The organism is Parafilimonas sp., assembly GCF_051953455.1.
Taxonomy (GTDB): Bacteria; Bacteroidota; Bacteroidia; order Chitinophagales; family Chitinophagaceae; genus Parafilimonas.
On record NZ_JBQCIT010000005.1, the window covers coordinates 14,263 to 31,834 of the forward strand.

Genomic DNA, 17,572 nt, shown 5'->3' on the forward strand with positions numbered 1-17,572 from the left:
TCATCATGCCCGGTTTCATTCGTAAGCCTTACCCGTTAGGTGAACAAATAAATCTTCGAGGTTTTGCTTTCCGTGTTCCTGCAACAAGTTATAAAGTGTATCAAAAGCAATGATTTTTCCGTTGCTGATGAGCGCTATTTTATTGCATAATTTTTCTGCCTCGCTTAACTGATGCGAAGTATAAATAAGCGTAGTGCCGCTTTCATTCAACTTTTTTAAATAACTGATTATTTCCTGCCGCGTTTCTATATCCACGCCAACAGTTGGTTCATCGAGAAATAATAAACGTGGATTATGTATTACACCGATAGCAAGATTTACTTTACGTTTCATGCCGCCCGAAAAATTTTTAACGGCTTTATTTTTTACATTTTCAAGCTGCAGTATGCTGAAAAGTTCATTGCAGCGCTGCTTAATTTCATGTTTGCCGAGACCACTCCATGCACCAAAAAAATCAAGGTTTTCTTTGGGCGTAAGCTCTTCATAAAAAGAGAAATCCTGCGGCACAAATCCAAACAATTTTTTTACATTTTTATTATTCTTTTCAATGGAATTACCAAGCAAATGAATACTGCCTTCGTGAAAGGGCAGGAGGCCTGTCATCAAACTCATTAAACTGGTTTTGCCTGCGCCATTCGGACCGAATAAACCAAAACGGTCACCTGCTTCAACCGTTAAATTCAAGTCAGTAAACAGGTTTTGCTGATCGCTGCTGTATTTAAAACAGAGATTGGTTATTTGTATAGCCGGCGGCATCATTTTAATTGCTTGTTTACAGCAGCCAGTTTTGTAAAAGCCCGCTTTTCAATTAAGGATATTTCAGCAAGATAATCGCCCATAATATTATAATCTTCTTGTGTGCCAAGCCTGCCTTTGTAAATACCCGAAGCCTGCACGGCCGCTGTGCGCCAAAGATCGCCTGCTTTGGTAAATTCTTCGGATAATTTCATCAACTCATCATGCTGAAAATAGTTGTAGGCTTCCTGCAAAAAAGCGCCGTACATATAACGAAAGCCACCACCTCCAGTGCCTATTTCTTCCTGCATCCGCACCACCTGCGCCAGGTATAAACCTGCTTTTTCCGAACCGAGTTTATCCCGCCAGTTCTTTATTCTTTTACCAAGAAAAGCAATACCATTTACGCCGGCAAAAGCGCCGGGTATTTTCAGCATGTGAAATACATTCAGCTTTATGCCTTTAATGATGGCGCGTTTTATCCTTTCTTCCGTTATGGGTGCCGTGGCGAGCGTATGATAGATTTGTCCGCGTGGCGCCAAAGCGCCTTTGGCAAAACGTACACGCTCCAACTCATATTCCGTCATGTAAGTTGGGTATTCCATAATAGGGTCACTTACCAGGTATTTACCATCTTCTTTTCCAAACACCACGATGTTATGTGCATTAAAATGAAAACGGTATTCTTTTGGAAAATAAGGCAAATAATATACGCCTACCTGGCAACCAATAGCCATGCCTTCGCTTAACTTTTTATCTAATTCTTCCTTTGCTTTTTCTTTTGAAGAAAATTTTTTCCTGATGATTTTAATGCCTAATGAGTGACAGGTTCTTTTAAAAATAATACCAGGCACTGAACGGAATGCCAGTGCGGGGCCGCCGCTTATTTTTAATAAAGGGATATAAATGAAAAACAAGCCTGCGCCCATGCCAAACACCAGCGGTTCTGTGATTTGTGTAACGCCTATGTTTTGAAGAAGGTTCCTGGTAACACCGCTTTCGCAATGCGCAGATTGTGCGTGATGAAAATTACTGGTCATGCGCCTCCATTGATTTTAATTCATCCACAGTTACATTAAACACCTCGGCGTATTTATTTATTTTTTTGGGTGATAACTTATTAAAAATTGCAGGCTTTAAATGCCGTTTAATCTGCCATTTAAAAAAGCCGGTATAACTTGAAAGGATATTAATATCCATTATATTTTTTTCCATGAAAAACAGTATAGGGCTGGCTTCGTTTTTTAATACTTTTGTTTTTGCTGCTTCCACTTTATGCTGAATGTTTTCCCAGGTCACATCAAGCGCATTCGTTTTTACTTCCCATCCATTGCTCAATGCTGTGGTGTATTTACCCTGCTCATCGGTAGCATAGCAAACTTCTTTTGTCAATTTGCCAAGTGCACCCAAATCCTGCGGCACTTCATTCTTTTTCATTCGTGCATATTTGTTTTTTCAATAGTCTCATGGAACGCCCGCTGATGTACATTTTCTGGATCTGAAAAATTTTACATGGGCGTTTCATAAGCGGGAATTTTATGTTAAGATAATTATACTACCGTAAGCAAAGCATACATATAGGAAAACCTGGAACTTTCAGGCACAAGCACAAGCAATTTTTCGCCTTTTTTCAGCTTACCGCTTTTGAATAATTCATGCACCATAAAATAGGCTGATGCCGCACCTACATTACCTAAAGTGGTTAAATTCACAAACCATCTTTCATAAGGGATATAATCTTCAAAAACCGACATGATCTCATAAATTTTCGGCCTGAAAAATTCACTTGACATGTGCGGCAGGAAATAATCTATATCATTAATGGTTAAACCCTCGCGTTCAAATATCTTTTTCAATTTTCGTCCGCCAAGCGGAACAATATTATCGCTGAGCAAACCAATATCCTGTTTAATGCTCAGGATAGATTTTGTCATAATTTCTTCCGGCGTAAATTCAAGGTAGCTTTTTATGGTGCCGTCTGCTTCTTTTTCACAAGCCATGTACATGCAGGTTTCCATCTCGTTGGCATAAGAAACGCCCTCTATCCAGTCTATGCGCAAACTTAAACCTTCTTCATTGGGTTTATTAGTTAATAAAAAAGCAGATGCGCCATCAGACAACATCCATCTTAAAAATTCTTTATCAAAACTGATGTATGGATTTTTATTAAGTTCTTCCAGCTTATGGGCTTCCTCATCAAAATTATTTGCCCGCAAGGAAGCGGAAAATCTTTCAGAACCGGCAGCAACAGCATTTGTTACGTCGCCAGCTTTCACGGCGAGATAAGCATATTTAAAAGCATGCATACCGGCGCAGCAAACACCGGATGGAGAAACCACTTCAATGGCTTCTGCTTCCGGCAGCCATCCGTGCACCATTACGCCATGCGAAGGCATCATTTGATCGGGTGAAGAAGTACCGCAGGAAAGCAAATCGACCTCTTTTAATTTTTCAGGATCATCTTTAAATAACCCCCGCACAGCTTCTGCCGTCATTTGGGCATTGGTATGCGTGGTTTTACCGCCTTTTTTCAAGGCATAATATCTTGTTTTTATACCATTATTGCGAAGAACAATTTTTTTGGATTTGGAAGGCTTACCGTTAATATACCCGAGGTAAAGTTCCATATCGTCGTTGGGTACAGGTTCATTGGGCAGAAATAAAGAGGTATTTGTAATATAAACTTCGTTCAGCGGCATAATGATTAATTCAGTTTTAAAAGCATTTCCTTTTTCCTGCGGATATGTTTCGATAAAAATGGCTTAAAAATGAGCATATTAATTACCCAAACAATTGGCGCAGCTATAAACAACGCAATTAAAAGATAATATTTGAATGCAGCAAGCCAGAAACTTTTATTCTGTTTTTTACGGATGACGTTTGCCCATATTTTAAACATAATACCGGCCTTACCTTCAATGAACATTAAATGATATTTAGGATCAACGGCCTTTACATCGATAAACTCCTGCTTAAGCCCGTTCCATTCATTTTTTTCAAGATACGGCAAAGCGAGTTTTCCAAAGTTTTCGGTGCTGGCAATGTCTTTATCTGAAACGCCGGGCAACGGAAAGAAACCCAGGTAGCGGGTCTTTTTGCCGCCAATCATCCAGTGAAAAATGGTAAAGATGCTAACAAGGTTTAGGTTTCTGTCGTACAATGCAATCGTGCCGGCATGATTTGCCTTTGCATTAATGAGCATGGGTTTTATTTTTTCAAAAGCATTCGTCCACATATTTCTTACGCCGGTAATGGTTATAACGGGCGTGTGGGCAAGCACTTTCAAAAAGCTTTCATCATGCATTAAGGAATTAAAAGGAATACTGGGCGATAAAAACCAGGGTTGGTAACCTAAAACAATCAAATCGTATTTATCATGTTTTAAGCTGAAAGGTTTTAGTGCTGCAGGATTGCCCAGCACACAATCGGGCATTACACTAAAAAAACCCTTTGTTGTCCAGGGAAAAGGAAATTCGTTTTGTACATGAATCTGCACATCATCAACTTCGTGGCCGGCCTGAATTAATGGCTTGCAAAAATTTGCGATCATCTCTTTCAACTGGCCGCTTTGCGAATAATAAATCGCCAGGATTTTTTTACTCATTTATTGCAGGTGGGTGGTTTTAAGCGTTTTCGATTCTTTGCTGTAGTTAATAATAATATTCTGTAAATCGGGCGATAAATTTCTAAAATTTTTTTCAATAAAAGCGGCATCTGCTGCCAGCTCATCCCTGTATTTCACAATCCTGGGCGCGTGTTCCTGTATTATCAGCCGCATAAAACGGTATTCCGTATTTGAGTTATTGTTTTTTATAGCGCTTTCAAGTTTAATGCGGCCATCTTTGAAAAGATCAAGCTTGTTTTTAGTGCCTTTTACGAGTCCTGCTTTTTTCATTAAAAGCGTTCCTTCAAAAGCATCTTTATCTTTAAGCCCTGAAGATTGAACAGCCGCAATTTGTGTATCTATAGCTTTTACTGATTCTGATTTTACAGCATCGTAAAAAGCCTGCCTGTCGAAATCTTTGGCATCAGTTGACTCTTTTAAAAAAAATCCTGAAATAAATATTAACGAAAATAGAATTGCTTTCATAATCGACCGTTTTAAAATGTTTGAATTGCTATTAGTAGCAATCCAATAGCCAAAAACCGCGCAAATTTAGCTTAGAGCGTTGGTTTATGCGGCCGTTTATTCAACGATTGTTAAACTAAAAGATTGAGGCTTGGATGATTAAACGATAAATTAAAATTTTTTCGGTTATTTGCGCCCCTGTTAAATATTCAGGTATTGCAGAATAATAAACAATTTAGCGGTTTCTGGGCCGTAATTTTAGGCGGTTCCAGTGGTTTCGGCCTGGCTTCTGTTGAAAAGCTGGCTGCACATGGAATGAATATAGCCGTGCTCTACCGTGAAACGGCTATTGCAGAGAAAGCTGTCAAACAAAAATTTTCAAATCTTGCTTTGGCTAACGCAATTACCATTCTTCCATTTAATATCAATGTCCTGGAAGAAAACGGGCGGAAAAAATTTATCGGGGCATTTACTGAACAGTTATCGAAGGGGCAATGTGTGAAGTTATTGCTACATTCTGTGGCAAGAGGCAATTTAAAACCGGTTGTTGCAGATGATAAAAAGGAAGTAATTACTACCCATGATATTGCTTATACAAGCTATGCAATGGGCAACAGCCTGCTTGATTGGGCGCGCCTGCTTTTTGATGCCAACCTCTTTTGTAAAGATGCCCGTATTATTGGTTTAACCAGTGCCGGCGCTCATAAATACTGGGAAAGCTATGCAGCTGTTTCCATAGCCAAAGCATCACTGCAAAGCCTTGCAACCTATATGGCGGTTGCGTTTGGGAAATCAGGCATTAAGACCAACCTTATTGAAGCCGGTATAACCGATACGCCTTCGTTAAAGAAAATCACAGGCCATGATAAACTGGTGCAATATGCACAACAATCAAACCCGCTGGGGCGAATGACTACTACTAAAGACGTGGCTGGTGTGGTTTATCTTCTATGTACAGCGGAAGCTTCGTGGATAAATGGCGCCGTAATTCATGTGGACGGAGGGGAGCACTGCCTGTAAAAACAGAAAATATGTACGAAGAAGTTTTAAACCGGCTTCCTTATAAATCGTCTTTCCGCTTTGTTGATACCATCATTTCATTGGATGAAAACGGCGTTGTTGGTGAATATACACTGCGTCCGGACGCCTTTTTTTATGAAGATCATTTTCCCGGGAATCCTGTTACGCCCGGCGTAATTCTCATAGAAGTTATGGCGCAGATAGGCCTGGTAACGTTAAGCATTTATTTATTAATGCAGGCGGGTTTATCTTCCGAAAAAAAAATAACTCCTTTATTTACTTCAAGCCAGGTTGACTTTCAGAAGCTTGTGTTGCCAGGCGAAAAACTAAGGGTTATTTCCAAAAAACAATATTTTCGTTTCAATAAGTTAAAATGCACGGTAGAAATGATAAATGAAAAAAGCGAAACAGTTGCGAGAGGCATATTTTCAGGTATGATGATTCAAAGCAATAATATCCCGCTATGAGTAAAAGGGTTGTTGTTACAGGCTTGGGGGTTGTGGCACCAAACGGCGTTGGTGTGCCTGCTTTCCTCCATGCTATTCAAAATGGCGTTTCGGGATTAAAATTTATGCCGCATTTCAGGGAGCTGAATTTTAATTGCCAGGTTTGCGGTATTCCTGATTTTCAGTTTGATGACCTCAAAAATTATTTGTCAGAAGTTGCTTTTCATGGTTTAAAGGGCAGCACTATAGGCTACGCTATTAAAGCCGCCGCCGATGCCTGGATGGATGCCGGCAATGCCATTAATACCGGCGAAATACATTGGGAAACCGGCTGCGTTTTCGGCAACAGCCTTGCCGATATGGAGATAATGAAGCGGGTAATTACGCATGTGGACATGAAGCAATCCCGCAAACTTGGCTCAAAAGTGGTAGAACAGCTCATGAACAGCGGCGCCACAGCTAACATAACCGGTTTACTCGGCATTGGCAACCGCGTGATTACGAATTCAGCGGCTTGCGCCACCGGTTCGCAGGCTATTTTGATGGGTTATGAATACATAAAAAATGGCACAGCCAGGCGCATGCTGGTAGGCAGCAATGAATATATTGACAGCTACGTGTTCAGCGCCTTTGACGCCATGCGCATTCTCGGAAGAAAATTCAATGATGAACCGGAAAGGGCATCGAGACCTATGAGTGCAACAGCGTGTGGTTTTGTGCCGGGTTCCGGCGCCGCTGCGCTGGTGCTGGAAGACCTTGATTTTGCATTGGCGCGTAATGCCACCATTTATGCAGAAATATTGGGCGGCGCCACTAATTCCGGCGGACAGAAAAGGGGTGGCTCAATGACGGCGCCCAACAGCGAAGGCGTTGTTCGTTGCATAGATGCTGCTTTAACAGATGCTGCAATTGATCCTGCCGAAATTGATTTGATCAGCGGGCATTTAACGGCAACGATGGCTGATAAAATGGAAATTGAAAACTGGAGTAAAGCGTTGAACAGGAGAGGGGAAGATTTTCCGCTCATCAATTCCCTTAAATCGATGATAGGACATTGTTTAAGCGCGGCGGGTTCCATAGAAAGTGTGGCGGTAATTTTGCAGCTCATGCATGAATTTGTGCATCCCAATATCAATCTTGAGGATCCAAATCCTGAAATAACAAATATTGTAAGTGTGAACGCATTACCAACAAAAAAAATAAATAAAGAAATTAATATTGCAGCTAAAGCTAACTTTGGGTTTGGCGATGTAAATGCCTGTTTAATTTTTTCAAAATTTAAAAAATAATGACGCGAGAAGACATTTTAGAGGAATTAAAAAAAGTTTTGTCACATTATACACCAGATAAGGAAACGCTTAATTCTATTGTCTCGGAAACCGATTTTGTAAACGACCTGAAAATAAATTCAGCCAATATGGTTGATATAATTATTGAAGCTGAAGAAAAGTATGATATTGAAATAGACATGGATGCCGCTGAGAAAATACACAATGTGGGCAGTTGTGTAGATGTAATCCTGGAAAAAATTAATGAGAAAAAATAGTATTGGCAATGATATCGTCGCTTTAACCAATACGGGCATTGAACGTGCCTGCCATCCAAAATTTTATTCGAAGTTTCTTACCCGAAATGAATCGGCACTTTTTAATACGAATGAATTATCAATTTCATTTGCACAATTTGTATGGCTGTGCTGGAGCATAAAAGAATCCGTATATAAATTTCAGAAAAGATTGCAGCCGCAGCTTTTAAAAGGCGGCTGGAAAATACAGGTGCATTCAATAAATCCACCGGCAATGTCGTTTCTCGCCTCACAACATAAATTGCTGGAAAGTGAATTGATACCGGTTGAACTTTGTTATGCAAGCGTAGCTGTTATCAATACAGAAAAATATTATTCCTGGTCAATCATTACACCAGAATTTATTTATACCATTACTGCTGCTGAAAATGAGCATGAAAATATTTGCTGGGGCATAAAGAGAATTGGTGATGCCAATCGCCTAAACCAATCATCTGAAGTAAGAAAATTTTTATTGGCAAGGTTCCGGAGTAATAATGCTGAAATTTTAAAAACGCCCGCAGGTGTTCCGCATATAAAAGGGCATCCACATGCGCTGCTTTCTTTTACACACGATGGCTTTTTCATAGCGTATGCATTATTGCTGAATAATGAAGTGCTGCAGAAAAATAATGCAGCGTATTATTGCAAAGAAAATAATGAAGCAGGTTTTAATAATTATAGTTGTTTTAATTGCGTCATTTAATGCCAGAGCGCAAAAAATAGCTCCCCGGTTTAAAGTGCTGGTATTTTATGAAAACGGCGGGCACCATATAGACTATTCAAAAAGGGCTGTGGTATGGTTAAACCAACTGGCTGCCGACAGTAATTTTAGCATTGATTATAAGCAAAATACCAACGATTTTTCCTATAGTTTTTTATCTCAATATCAACTGCTCATACAGCTTGACTTTGTTCCTTACGGATGGAATGATGAAGCAAAGAATGCTTTTAAAAAATATATAGAAGAAGGTAAAGGCGGCTGGATAGGCTTTCATCATGCTTCACTGTTGGGCGATTTTGACGGATACAAGATGTGGCCCTGGTTCTGCGGTTTTATGGGCGGCATTCAATTCAAAAATTATATTGCTGATTTTGCTTCGGGCACTGTGCATATAGAAGATACAACGTTTCCCGTGTTTAAAAATATGCCTCGCCGGTTTGTCATTAATAAAGAAGAATGGTACACCTATGATAAAAACCCGCGGCCAAATGTGCATGTGCTGGCCAGCGTGGATGAATCTTCTTATCAGCCTGATACTATAAATATAAAAATGGGCGATCATCCTGTTATCTGGACCAACGATGAAGTAAAGGCCAAAAACATTTATATTTTCATGGGGCACGGGCCGGATCTGTGGGATAATCCTGCCTATACAACACTCATTAGGAATGCAATTTTCTGGGCAGCAAAAAAATAATCATTACTTATTATTATGTGCGAACAATACGGCCCGGCTTATGGAAATGCCCGTATCATGATTCAAAGGCTTATATGGAGATAATAAGAAAAATGTAAGAATACATCCCGCATCATTTCAACCTCGTTAATGCCGATCCTTTATGCGCTGCAATATGATCTGATTTATCACTCTTTATTTCATATTGCGGATCATCTTTCGAGGCGTGGTGCGTATAGCCTTTATAATCAAAATCTTTTGTGTGTATTTTGATTATGGTGCCTGAAACTCTTCCCGCTTCTGAATTCCAGCTCACTTTATCTCCCGCTTTAAATTTTGCTGCCATAAAATTTCAAAAATTTCCTGAACAGTTTATTTGCCTGAAGGCGTGAGCGCTACAGCCGCTTCTGTTGTAAGCACCCGGAAAGTGAAACTTTCCTGCAGGTAAAGTTTTACTGTTGTTTCAGAGTGACTGAGATAACCGATAGAAATATCCTGCCCAAGGTTCAGCTCAAAATCACCGCCGCGGGTTGAAAGCACAAAGCCGCCTTTTATTGCCGGCGCCCAGATAATTTCTCCCTCCACCAGCCGGTAAATATGTTGCAGTACCGGGTAGCCTTCATCACTGCCGCCCGTAGCTATTGCGTAAGCATCCGCTCCCAGCACAAGCTTGTAAGGGCCATTAACGCCCGCAAGCCGCAATTCGCTTATTGCCTGTGCCACTATATCAGGATAATTACGCACGCTGGAAGATAATGTTAATGGTGCATTGCTGCTTTCCTGCCGGATGCCCTGTATATTAGCGGCAGCATAACCTTCAAAGATGGCGCGGTCTTCTGCAAAGGCTATCTTTTTCGCAGCGGCTTTCAATGGGTCCCAGTCGGAATCATCGGAACCACGTTCCACATCATCAATCGCCTGCCGCGAAAGTTCAAACGGCACACGCAATTCTACCAAAGCTTTTACCTCACGCTGTACCGCCTGTATGCCATCGCCCGGCGATTCAATCTGTTTTGTGTGACCGGTGCCTGCCGCCGCAAAATCAAAACCCTTCGGGCCCACCACATCTACTACGCGCCGTGCACCCAGGTGGCGTTTAAGGGTGCGGCTGGCTTCTTCTTCAATCTGGACCCAGGCCTCATCAGAAATGGGGGCAAGTTCCCGGTAAAGATTATTCATATCTTTTTATTTTTTTAGTGATCCAATATTTAAGGAGCCATCCTTCAACGGCTTCCCCGTTTCTTCTTTAATATTTGCGCTTCCGGTTTCCAGCGGGGATAATCCTGACGCTATGCTATCTAAAAATGTTGCCGATGGCACAAAGAACAACGTTCCTGTTTTGGCTGTACTGAAATCCAGCAGCCTGTCGTAATTGCCCGGCGGCAATCCTATAAACATATTATCAAGCATTTTCTTCACGGTGGAGAAGGTGCTCGCATAGGCAATAAAATAAGTTCCCATTTCATTGGTTGACATATTGCCAAAAGGCATGTTGTCGCGAATGATTTTAAGATCGTCGCCCACATTGCTCAAAGCAATATGGGAATTGGCGGGTTTTATATCGTCGGGCATTTCTACATCATCCCATTTGTACCTGCCAAATACTTTTTCCTGTTCTTCTACGGTTAATGTTTTAAAGGCAGCCAGGTTATGAATATATTTTTGAACAAAAAGATAGCTGCCGCCGCGATAAGCTGGATCGTTATCACCAACCAAACCAAAATAGGCGCGGTCTTTTCCCTGCGGGTTTTCAGTGCCGTCCACAAACCCTAAAATAGAGCGGCCATCCCAATACCTGAAGCCGTGCACTTCTTCTACACTTGTTGCAACAGGCGACAACACTTCTGCAATAGCCGACGCCATATCATAACATAAACTTTTACCTGTTCCTCTTATATGGAAATGCAAATCGCCTTTGGTGGCAACAGCCGTATGTTTTTCGCCAATTATTGGGGCAAAATTTTCAAGTTCTTTTGGCAAAGGTGTTGGAAGTTCAAGCCGCAGCCATGCATCATACCCAATACCCATTACACAACTGGCGCCGGAATCCGGAAAACGGTTATTGACTGAATTATTAAGGTTGATTACCAATGCACAAATGCGCTGAAAGCTGTCTTTTATTGCAATGTTTGCTTTAAAATTCCACACCATAAAAATGGTGTTATCACCATGATAATCCAATACATTTTGAGGCTCCGGACCCATATTCGGCAATGAAGTAAAATGTTCTTTAAAAAAATCGGTTTCAACAAAGCTACATTTTCGTTCTTAAAGTTTATGACTGATGCAGGACATCCTTATCAGAACATTATAATGCTGCATTTTGAATAAATTTAAGATTTCGCTGTAACCCTTTAAATTTCGCACGTTTTAATGGTGAAGATTTAAATGTTCTTCTAAAAAACTCTTCACTCATATTTTCCCATTCTCTGGTGGAAAGGTTAAGTATTTCGGGAATGGGTGTGAAGGCAGTTTCTTCCGTTGGTTTGCTAAAGCGGTTCCATGGACAAACATCCTGGCATATATCGCAGCCAAACATCCAATGTTCGAATTTATTTTGCATTTCTGCAGGAATAATGGCATCTTTTAATTCAATGGTGAAATATGAAATGCAACGGTTGCCATCAATTACTTTATTTTCCTGTATAGCTGTGGTAGGGCAGTGGTCAATGCACTTTCTGCAACTGCCGCAGTAATCTTTTGCAAAGGCATCATCGACAACAAGATCAAGATCGGTTATAAGCGTTGCAATAAAAAAGAATGAGCCCTGCTGTTTTGTTATAAGATTACCGTTTTTGCCAATCCATCCTGCACCGCTTCGTACGGCCCAGCTCCGTTCCAGCACCGGTGCACTGTCAACAAAGCCACGGCCATTTATATCGCCAATATTTTGCCGGATCAGTTCCAGCAGGTTATTGAGCTTTTCCCGTATCACTTCATGATAATCTTTTCCATAAGCGTACTTGGAAATTTTTGGAATGCCTTGTTCCTGCTGTTTTGAAGGAAAATAATTCAGCAATAAAGTAATAACACTTTTGGCGCCCGGCACAAGTTTGCGCGGGTCGGTACGCAGGTCAAAATAATTTTCCATATAATGCATATTGCCATGCATGCCTTGCTGCAGCCATTGTTCAAGGCGGCGGGCATCGTCGTCTAATTTTACGGCTTTTGCAATGCCGCAATAATGAAAGCCATGTTGCGCTGCCGAAGCCTTTATGAATTTCGTATGCTGAATTTTATTCAAGTTGCAAAAATATTTGCAAAATCTGTATGTTTGCATTGTTTTAGAAAATGCGTTGCTTAGAAGCCAGCTTTCCCTTAAAAGCCCGAAACCATGCAGGTTTTTTCTAAAATATAATTACTCCTTTAAACTAACTATTATGTATTTCAACCGTGCAACCACCTTGGCGTTATGCCTCGTGATGTCTATTACGGCCCTGGCTCAGAAAAGCAGGGAACCTAAAGTAAAATTCGGCGATATTAGCCCCGAAGAATTTACAAAAGATTATTCTTCACTCGATTCTGCAGCAGAAGCCGTGTATCTCTACGAATCGGGCTATGTAAAACATGAAGGAAATAACCAGGGATGGTTTTCTGTAGTCTACAAAGTTCACCGGCGTATTTTGCTGACCAGCAAAAACAGTTTTGATGATTTAAGTACCGTGAAGATAAACCTGTATGAAAGCGGCACGGCAAAAGAAAAAATAGAAAACCTGCAGGCAGCCACCTATAACCTTGAAAATGGGAAGGTGGTGCAAACCAAGGTTGATAAGAATTCAATTTTTAAAGATAAAGACGGCGATTACGAAGTAGTAAAATTTACATTCCCCAATATAAAAGAAGGTTCAATAATCGAATATACTTACACTACCAACAGCCCTTTTTACAGGTATGTTCCTTCGTGGACTTTTCAGGGTGGCTATCCGGAATTATGGAGTGAGTTTACCATTGAGCAGCCACAGTTTTTTGAATTCGTGGTTTTAAACCAGGGATATCTCATGCCGGTAATAGATACTACATCCATAACAAAAGATAATTTCAATGTATTGATACCAAACTCCACCGGCGCATCCAGAACTGTAAATTTTTCAAGCGGCGTGGTAAAACATACCTGGGCGTTTAAAGATATCCCGGCATTGAAAGAAGAAAGTTTTGTTACCACGCTTGATAACCATGTGGAGCGTATAGAATTTCAGTTTTCTGCAGAACGGTTTCCGGAGCAGCAACCCAAAACTTACCTGCACAACTGGTACGAAACGGTTGACCAGTTAATGAAGGATGAAGATTTTGGCGCCGGGTTAAGCAAAGAAAACGGCTGGCTGAAAGATGATGTAAAAACCGCTGTAAATGGCGAACCCGACCCGGTAAATAAGGCAAAAAAGATTTATGAATATGTGCGGGATAATTATACGTGCACAGACAATTCGGCAAGATATTTATCGCAACCGCCCAGGAAAACAGTACAAACAAAAAAAGGAAATGTGGTTGATATAAATATGTTGCTGATCACTATGCTGAGGGTAGCCGGTTACACTGCCGACCCGGTATTGCTGAGCACAAGGGGACATGGAAAAACGTATGACATGTATCCCATAATGAGCCGGTTTAATTACCTTATTGCCCGCCTTGATATTGATAATAAACAATACCTGCTCGATGCTTCAGATCCCGTTTTGGGCTTTGGGCATTTAAGCGGCAGTTGTTATAACGGCAATGCCAGGGTAATAGCTTCCATGCCTTCTTTAATTAACCTGGAAGCGGATTCATTAAAGGAATCTGCCATTACTTCCTTCTTTGTTACTAACGACGGTGATGGGAAATTAACAGGGTCATATAAAACCGTTTTTGGCGCAATAGGTTCGGAAAATATGCGTGAGAAGATGAAGAAAACCAATAAAGAGGAATATTTTAAGGACATTAAAAAGGCTTATCCCTTTGAAGTAAACCTCAGCAATACCGCTATTGATTCCCTTGATCAAAAAGAAATGCCGGTATCGGTTCAATACGATGTAAGCTTTCATGCCGATGAGGATATTATTTATTTCTCACCGATGATGACGGCGGATGCTTATAAGCAAAACCCCTTTAAAGCAGCAAAACGCTTTTACCCGGTGGAAATTCCTTATTGTATAGATGAAGTATATATCCTGAATATGGAAATACCTTCCGGTTATAAAGTAGATGAACTGCCAAAGCCTGCCCGTGTTTCTTTAAATGGCGGCGAAGGTATGTTTGAATATTTGATACAGGCGGGCGGAAACAGTATTCAACTGCGCTGCCGCACCAAACTGAACAAGGCAACTTTTGAACCGGAAGACTATGAAACCCTGCGCAACTTTTTTGCCTTCATCGTAGAAAAGCAAAACGAACAAATTGTATTCAAGAAAATGTAATAGATATGAAAACCTTTAAACTGCTTTTGATTGTTTTTTGCACAAACATAGTTTTGGCAAAAGCACAATCGTTTAATATAATGCTCATTCCTGATTCGCTTACAAGTAAAGCAAATGCAGTAAAACGGTATGAAGAGCTGAAAATTTCAATAAAAGACATTGACCGCGCAGTTGTTTCCCGTAAATATGCCATAACCATTTTAAATGAAGCCGGCAGGCGGTATGCTACTTACAGTAACAATTATGATAAACTGAAGGATTTAAGTGATATAGATGGCAACCTTTATGATGCCGCAGGGAAACATTTAAAAAATGTAAAGAGAAAAGATATAGCGGATTATTCCGGCGATGATGAAGCCACACTTGCAACGGATGCACGCTTTAAAGTACACGATTTTTATTACGGTGCCTATCCATACACTGTTGAATATGAAGACGAACAGAGCTTTGACGGCATTTTTTTTCTACCACGGTGGATTCCACAGCGAACCGGGCGTTGTGCTGTGCAGCAAAGCAGGTTTATTGTAGAAACGCCGGTAGATTATAAACTCAGGTACAAGCAGTTTAATTATGCGGGTAATCCGGCAATCGTAAATGATGGCAAAAAAATTACCTATACATGGGAAGTTAAAAACCTGCATGCCTTTGAAGACGAAGCCTTTTCTCCTCAATGGGAAGAAATGACAACTTCCGTGTTTATTGCGCCTGTCAATTTTAAAATTGAAAACTATGCGGGCGAAATGGATAGCTGGCAAAACCTTGGAAAATTTATTGCACAGCTCAATGCCGGCCGCGATATATTGCCGGAAAATGTAAAAAAAGATGTGCATGCCCTTACCGATAATCTATCTACACCAAAAGAAAAAGCTTTTGCTTTATACGATTATCTTCAAAAAAACACAAGGTATATAAGTGTACAACTGGGCATTGGTAGCTGGCAACCTTACGATGCGAAATATGTAGCCACAAAAAAATATGGCGATTGCAAAGCGCTTTCCAATTATATGAAGAGTCTCTTGAAAGAAGCTGGATTAAATGGTTATTATGTACTGGTTAATTCTGATGATGATGATACGCACGGGCTTTGGGAAGATTTTCCATCACCCTACTTTAACCATGCTGTATTATGTATGCCAAATGGAAAAGATACATTATGGTTTGAATGTACCAGCCAAACTGTAACACCGGGTTTTATGGGTTCGTCTGTAGGTAACAGGAAAGCTCTGATGATTAAAGATGATGGCGGCCACATTGTAAATACGCCTTCCTATAGAGCTGAACAAAATCTTCAAACCCGTGTTGTAACGGCGGCAATTGACGCACAGGGAAATTTAGATGCAGCACTTATTACAAAATATACGGGCATTCAGCAGGAAATGCCGCATGCACTCATGTACCATACCACAAAAGAAAACCGTGAAAAGTATTTGAATGATGAATTGAACCTGCCTACTTACAAAGTTGATAAAACCGATTATTCAGAAAACAAAAGCTTAATACCTGAAATAAAAGAAGACCTGCATATAAGCGCCCAGGGCTATGCTTCTGTTTCCGGCAAACGTTTATTTATAAAGCCAAATTTATTTAATAAAGCAGGCAATAAAGTTAATACTGACGATAAGCGTTTATTTGATATTGAATATACTTATTCGTTTCATGATATTGATTCAATTGATATTAAAATACCTGATGGCTATAATCCCGAAGCGCTTCCAAAAAACCTTGATCTTAACAGCAAATTCGGAAATTATAAAATAGAGTTTAAAGTTGCTGACAACAATATCAGTGTGTTGCGGGACTATACAAGGTTCGCCGGCCGCTTTCCTGCCTCAGACTACGCCGAATTTGCCAAATTTCTCAATGATATTTATAAAGCAGACCGCAGCCAGGTGGTGCTGGTGAAGAAAGAGAATTGATGGATAAATATGAGTTGATCAGCGCTTACTATTGTTACTGTGAACATTCCTTCCGGATTGTTCGGTCAGAGCCGGATGATACCTGCTTAAAACCTAAACTGATATCCCAATGTAGCAATTCCTTCCAAATACCCTATTCCATGTGTGGCGCGGTTTCCCTTGGCGGTAGTGGTATTGGCAAGTGCATCTATATAGCGCACATAACCCGTTTTGCCGGTGGCTTCAAGAAAGAAATTCCGGAACATATAAAACCTTAAGCCGCCTTCAACACTAATATTATACCCGGCAATGTGAAAGTCGTTATTTAGTTTATCGCCATGGTAAGTAAAATCTGTTCTTGGGATATTGATACCGGCGCCGGCCTTGTAAATAAGCGTAAGTATATCCCGTGTCCTGGCCCTGTTTTCAATCAGCGGCCTCTGTTCAAAATAATTTATATGCAGCCAGTTGGCACCATCGGTATGTTCAAAATGCAGGAAATTTTCAGCATTTAATATGCTGTCTCCATCCACAGGCTGCCCGCCAATGGTACCGGTAACATGCACTTTTTGACCATCGGTTACCACATATTTGGCATGGTCAAAATTGAGCTCAATACCTTTTGTAAGGTTATTATTTAAATAGAAACCAATCCGGTAATTGTATTGCGGAATGGAAATCTCACCCGGTTCTTTAATTATATCATCATAATCGCCTTTGTCATGGGCTTTTACGTGGTGCAGTATAAAGTTGTCGCCATTGCTCATTTTAAAATGAATATTGCTGCGCGTATATGTTTCGGCGTTATAACCCCATTGCATGTACATGCCATAAATAACATGTCGTTTTGATGTTTGAGCTTTTGCGCAGATAGACGTAAAACCTGCGGCCAAACAAATAAGTAGTCGCTTCATCCAAAAATATGTATTATCCTCTTTATTAAGGTGGCGCAAAAGTAAGCGGAAAAGTTTTCAGTAAAAATTAAAACAAACTGTTATTTCTTCATAAAATCAGTAAGTTAGGTGACATTATTTCATAAAGAAACCGGGA

General features: G+C 40.5%; 19 protein-coding genes. 8 read left to right on the forward strand and 11 right to left on the reverse strand.

Annotation, left to right across the window (positions count from 1 at the left end):
• Window positions 1-15 precede the first annotated feature (15 nt).
• The 6 genes from ACTHN6_RS00910 to ACTHN6_RS00935 all read right to left on the reverse strand — a co-directional run bounded on the left by ACTHN6_RS00910 (window position 16) and on the right by ACTHN6_RS00935 (window position 4,825).
• Window positions 16-759, reverse strand: a complete 744-nt coding sequence (locus ACTHN6_RS00910) for an ABC transporter ATP-binding protein (RefSeq protein ID WP_440433823.1) — start codon at window positions 757-759, stop codon at window positions 16-18.
• Window positions 756-1,775 (reverse strand): BtrH N-terminal domain-containing protein, encoded by a 1,020-nt coding sequence (locus ACTHN6_RS00915; RefSeq protein ID WP_440433824.1) that lies wholly within the window; start codon window positions 1,773-1,775, stop codon window positions 756-758. The genes ACTHN6_RS00910 and ACTHN6_RS00915 overlap by 4 nt, the downstream gene beginning before the upstream one ends.
• Entirely contained in the window at window positions 1,765-2,172 is a 408-nt protein-coding gene (locus ACTHN6_RS00920) for a hypothetical protein (protein ID WP_440433825.1), read from the reverse strand. The genes ACTHN6_RS00915 and ACTHN6_RS00920 overlap by 11 nt, the downstream gene beginning before the upstream one ends.
• A 113-nt stretch (window positions 2,173-2,285) precedes the next feature.
• Window positions 2,286-3,434, reverse strand: a complete 1,149-nt coding sequence (locus ACTHN6_RS00925) for a beta-ketoacyl-ACP synthase III (RefSeq protein ID WP_440433826.1) — start codon at window positions 3,432-3,434, stop codon at window positions 2,286-2,288.
• Between the two features lie 5 nt (window positions 3,435-3,439).
• Window positions 3,440-4,339, reverse strand: a complete 900-nt coding sequence (locus tag ACTHN6_RS00930) for a hypothetical protein (RefSeq protein ID WP_440433827.1) — start codon at window positions 4,337-4,339, stop codon at window positions 3,440-3,442.
• Complete coding sequence (locus ACTHN6_RS00935; protein ID WP_440433828.1) at window positions 4,340-4,825, reverse strand: hypothetical protein; 486 nt, start codon at window positions 4,823-4,825, stop codon at window positions 4,340-4,342.
• A gap of 195 nt (window positions 4,826-5,020) precedes the next feature.
• On the opposite strand from ACTHN6_RS00935, the gene ACTHN6_RS00940 reads away from it, so the two are divergent.
• Genes ACTHN6_RS00940 through ACTHN6_RS00965 form a run of 6 tightly spaced genes read left to right on the forward strand, consistent with a single transcriptional unit; the run spans window position 5,021 to window position 9,255 of the window.
• Window positions 5,021-5,824: an SDR family oxidoreductase gene (locus ACTHN6_RS00940; RefSeq protein WP_440433829.1), complete on the forward strand. Its 804-nt coding sequence runs from the start codon at window positions 5,021-5,023 to the stop codon at window positions 5,822-5,824.
• An 11-nt stretch (window positions 5,825-5,835) separates the two neighbouring features.
• Complete coding sequence (locus ACTHN6_RS00945) at window positions 5,836-6,291, forward strand: 3-hydroxyacyl-ACP dehydratase FabZ family protein (RefSeq protein ID WP_440433830.1); 456 nt, start codon at window positions 5,836-5,838, stop codon at window positions 6,289-6,291.
• Complete coding sequence (locus tag ACTHN6_RS00950) at window positions 6,288-7,559, forward strand: beta-ketoacyl-[acyl-carrier-protein] synthase family protein (RefSeq protein ID WP_440433831.1); 1,272 nt, start codon at window positions 6,288-6,290, stop codon at window positions 7,557-7,559. The genes ACTHN6_RS00945 and ACTHN6_RS00950 overlap by 4 nt, the downstream gene beginning before the upstream one ends.
• Window positions 7,559-7,816 carry an acyl carrier protein gene (locus tag ACTHN6_RS00955; protein ID WP_440433832.1) on the forward strand — a complete coding sequence of 86 codons (258 nt, stop codon included), beginning with the start codon at window positions 7,559-7,561 and terminating at the stop codon, window positions 7,814-7,816. Before ACTHN6_RS00950 ends, ACTHN6_RS00955 begins: the two co-directional genes overlap by 1 nt.
• Window positions 7,803-8,540, forward strand: a complete 738-nt coding sequence (locus ACTHN6_RS00960; RefSeq protein WP_440433833.1) for a 4'-phosphopantetheinyl transferase family protein — start codon at window positions 7,803-7,805, stop codon at window positions 8,538-8,540. Before ACTHN6_RS00955 ends, ACTHN6_RS00960 begins: the two co-directional genes overlap by 14 nt.
• Window positions 8,494-9,255: a ThuA domain-containing protein gene (locus ACTHN6_RS00965; RefSeq protein ID WP_440433834.1), complete on the forward strand. Its 762-nt coding sequence runs from the start codon at window positions 8,494-8,496 to the stop codon at window positions 9,253-9,255. The genes ACTHN6_RS00960 and ACTHN6_RS00965 overlap by 47 nt, the downstream gene beginning before the upstream one ends.
• Before the next feature lie 112 nt (window positions 9,256-9,367).
• On the opposite strand, the gene ACTHN6_RS00970 is transcribed toward ACTHN6_RS00965, so the two are convergent.
• The 4 genes from ACTHN6_RS00970 to queG all read right to left on the reverse strand — a co-directional run bounded on the left by ACTHN6_RS00970 (window position 9,368) and on the right by queG (window position 12,478).
• Window positions 9,368-9,580, reverse strand: a complete 213-nt coding sequence (locus ACTHN6_RS00970; protein WP_440433835.1) for a DUF2945 domain-containing protein — start codon at window positions 9,578-9,580, stop codon at window positions 9,368-9,370.
• 26 nt (window positions 9,581-9,606) lie between these two features.
• Complete coding sequence (locus tag ACTHN6_RS00975) at window positions 9,607-10,413, reverse strand: family 1 encapsulin nanocompartment shell protein (protein ID WP_440433836.1); 807 nt, start codon at window positions 10,411-10,413, stop codon at window positions 9,607-9,609.
• Window positions 10,414-10,419: 6 nt separating this feature from the next.
• Window positions 10,420-11,439: a Dyp-type peroxidase gene (locus ACTHN6_RS00980; protein WP_440433837.1), complete on the reverse strand. Its 1,020-nt coding sequence runs from the start codon at window positions 11,437-11,439 to the stop codon at window positions 10,420-10,422.
• A 103-nt stretch (window positions 11,440-11,542) separates the two neighbouring features.
• On the reverse strand, window positions 11,543-12,478 hold the full coding sequence (queG, locus tag ACTHN6_RS00985; RefSeq protein ID WP_440433838.1) for a tRNA epoxyqueuosine(34) reductase QueG: 936 nt from the start codon (window positions 12,476-12,478) through the stop codon (window positions 11,543-11,545).
• Window positions 12,479-12,614: 136 nt separating this feature from the next.
• On the opposite strand from queG, the gene ACTHN6_RS00990 reads away from it, so the two are divergent.
• Together ACTHN6_RS00990 and ACTHN6_RS00995 are read left to right on the forward strand one after the other, a co-directional pair.
• Window positions 12,615-14,627 (forward strand): transglutaminase domain-containing protein, encoded by a 2,013-nt coding sequence (locus tag ACTHN6_RS00990; RefSeq protein ID WP_440433839.1) that lies wholly within the window; start codon window positions 12,615-12,617, stop codon window positions 14,625-14,627.
• Between the two features lie 5 nt (window positions 14,628-14,632).
• Window positions 14,633-16,543 carry a DUF3857 domain-containing protein gene (locus ACTHN6_RS00995; RefSeq protein WP_440433840.1) on the forward strand — a complete coding sequence of 637 codons (1,911 nt, stop codon included), beginning with the start codon at window positions 14,633-14,635 and terminating at the stop codon, window positions 16,541-16,543.
• 86 nt (window positions 16,544-16,629) lie between these two features.
• Here ACTHN6_RS00995 and ACTHN6_RS01000 read toward each other — a convergent pair whose 3' ends face one another.
• Window positions 16,630-17,436: a hypothetical protein gene (locus ACTHN6_RS01000; protein ID WP_440433841.1), complete on the reverse strand. Its 807-nt coding sequence runs from the start codon at window positions 17,434-17,436 to the stop codon at window positions 16,630-16,632.
• Window positions 17,437-17,572 lie beyond the last annotated feature (136 nt).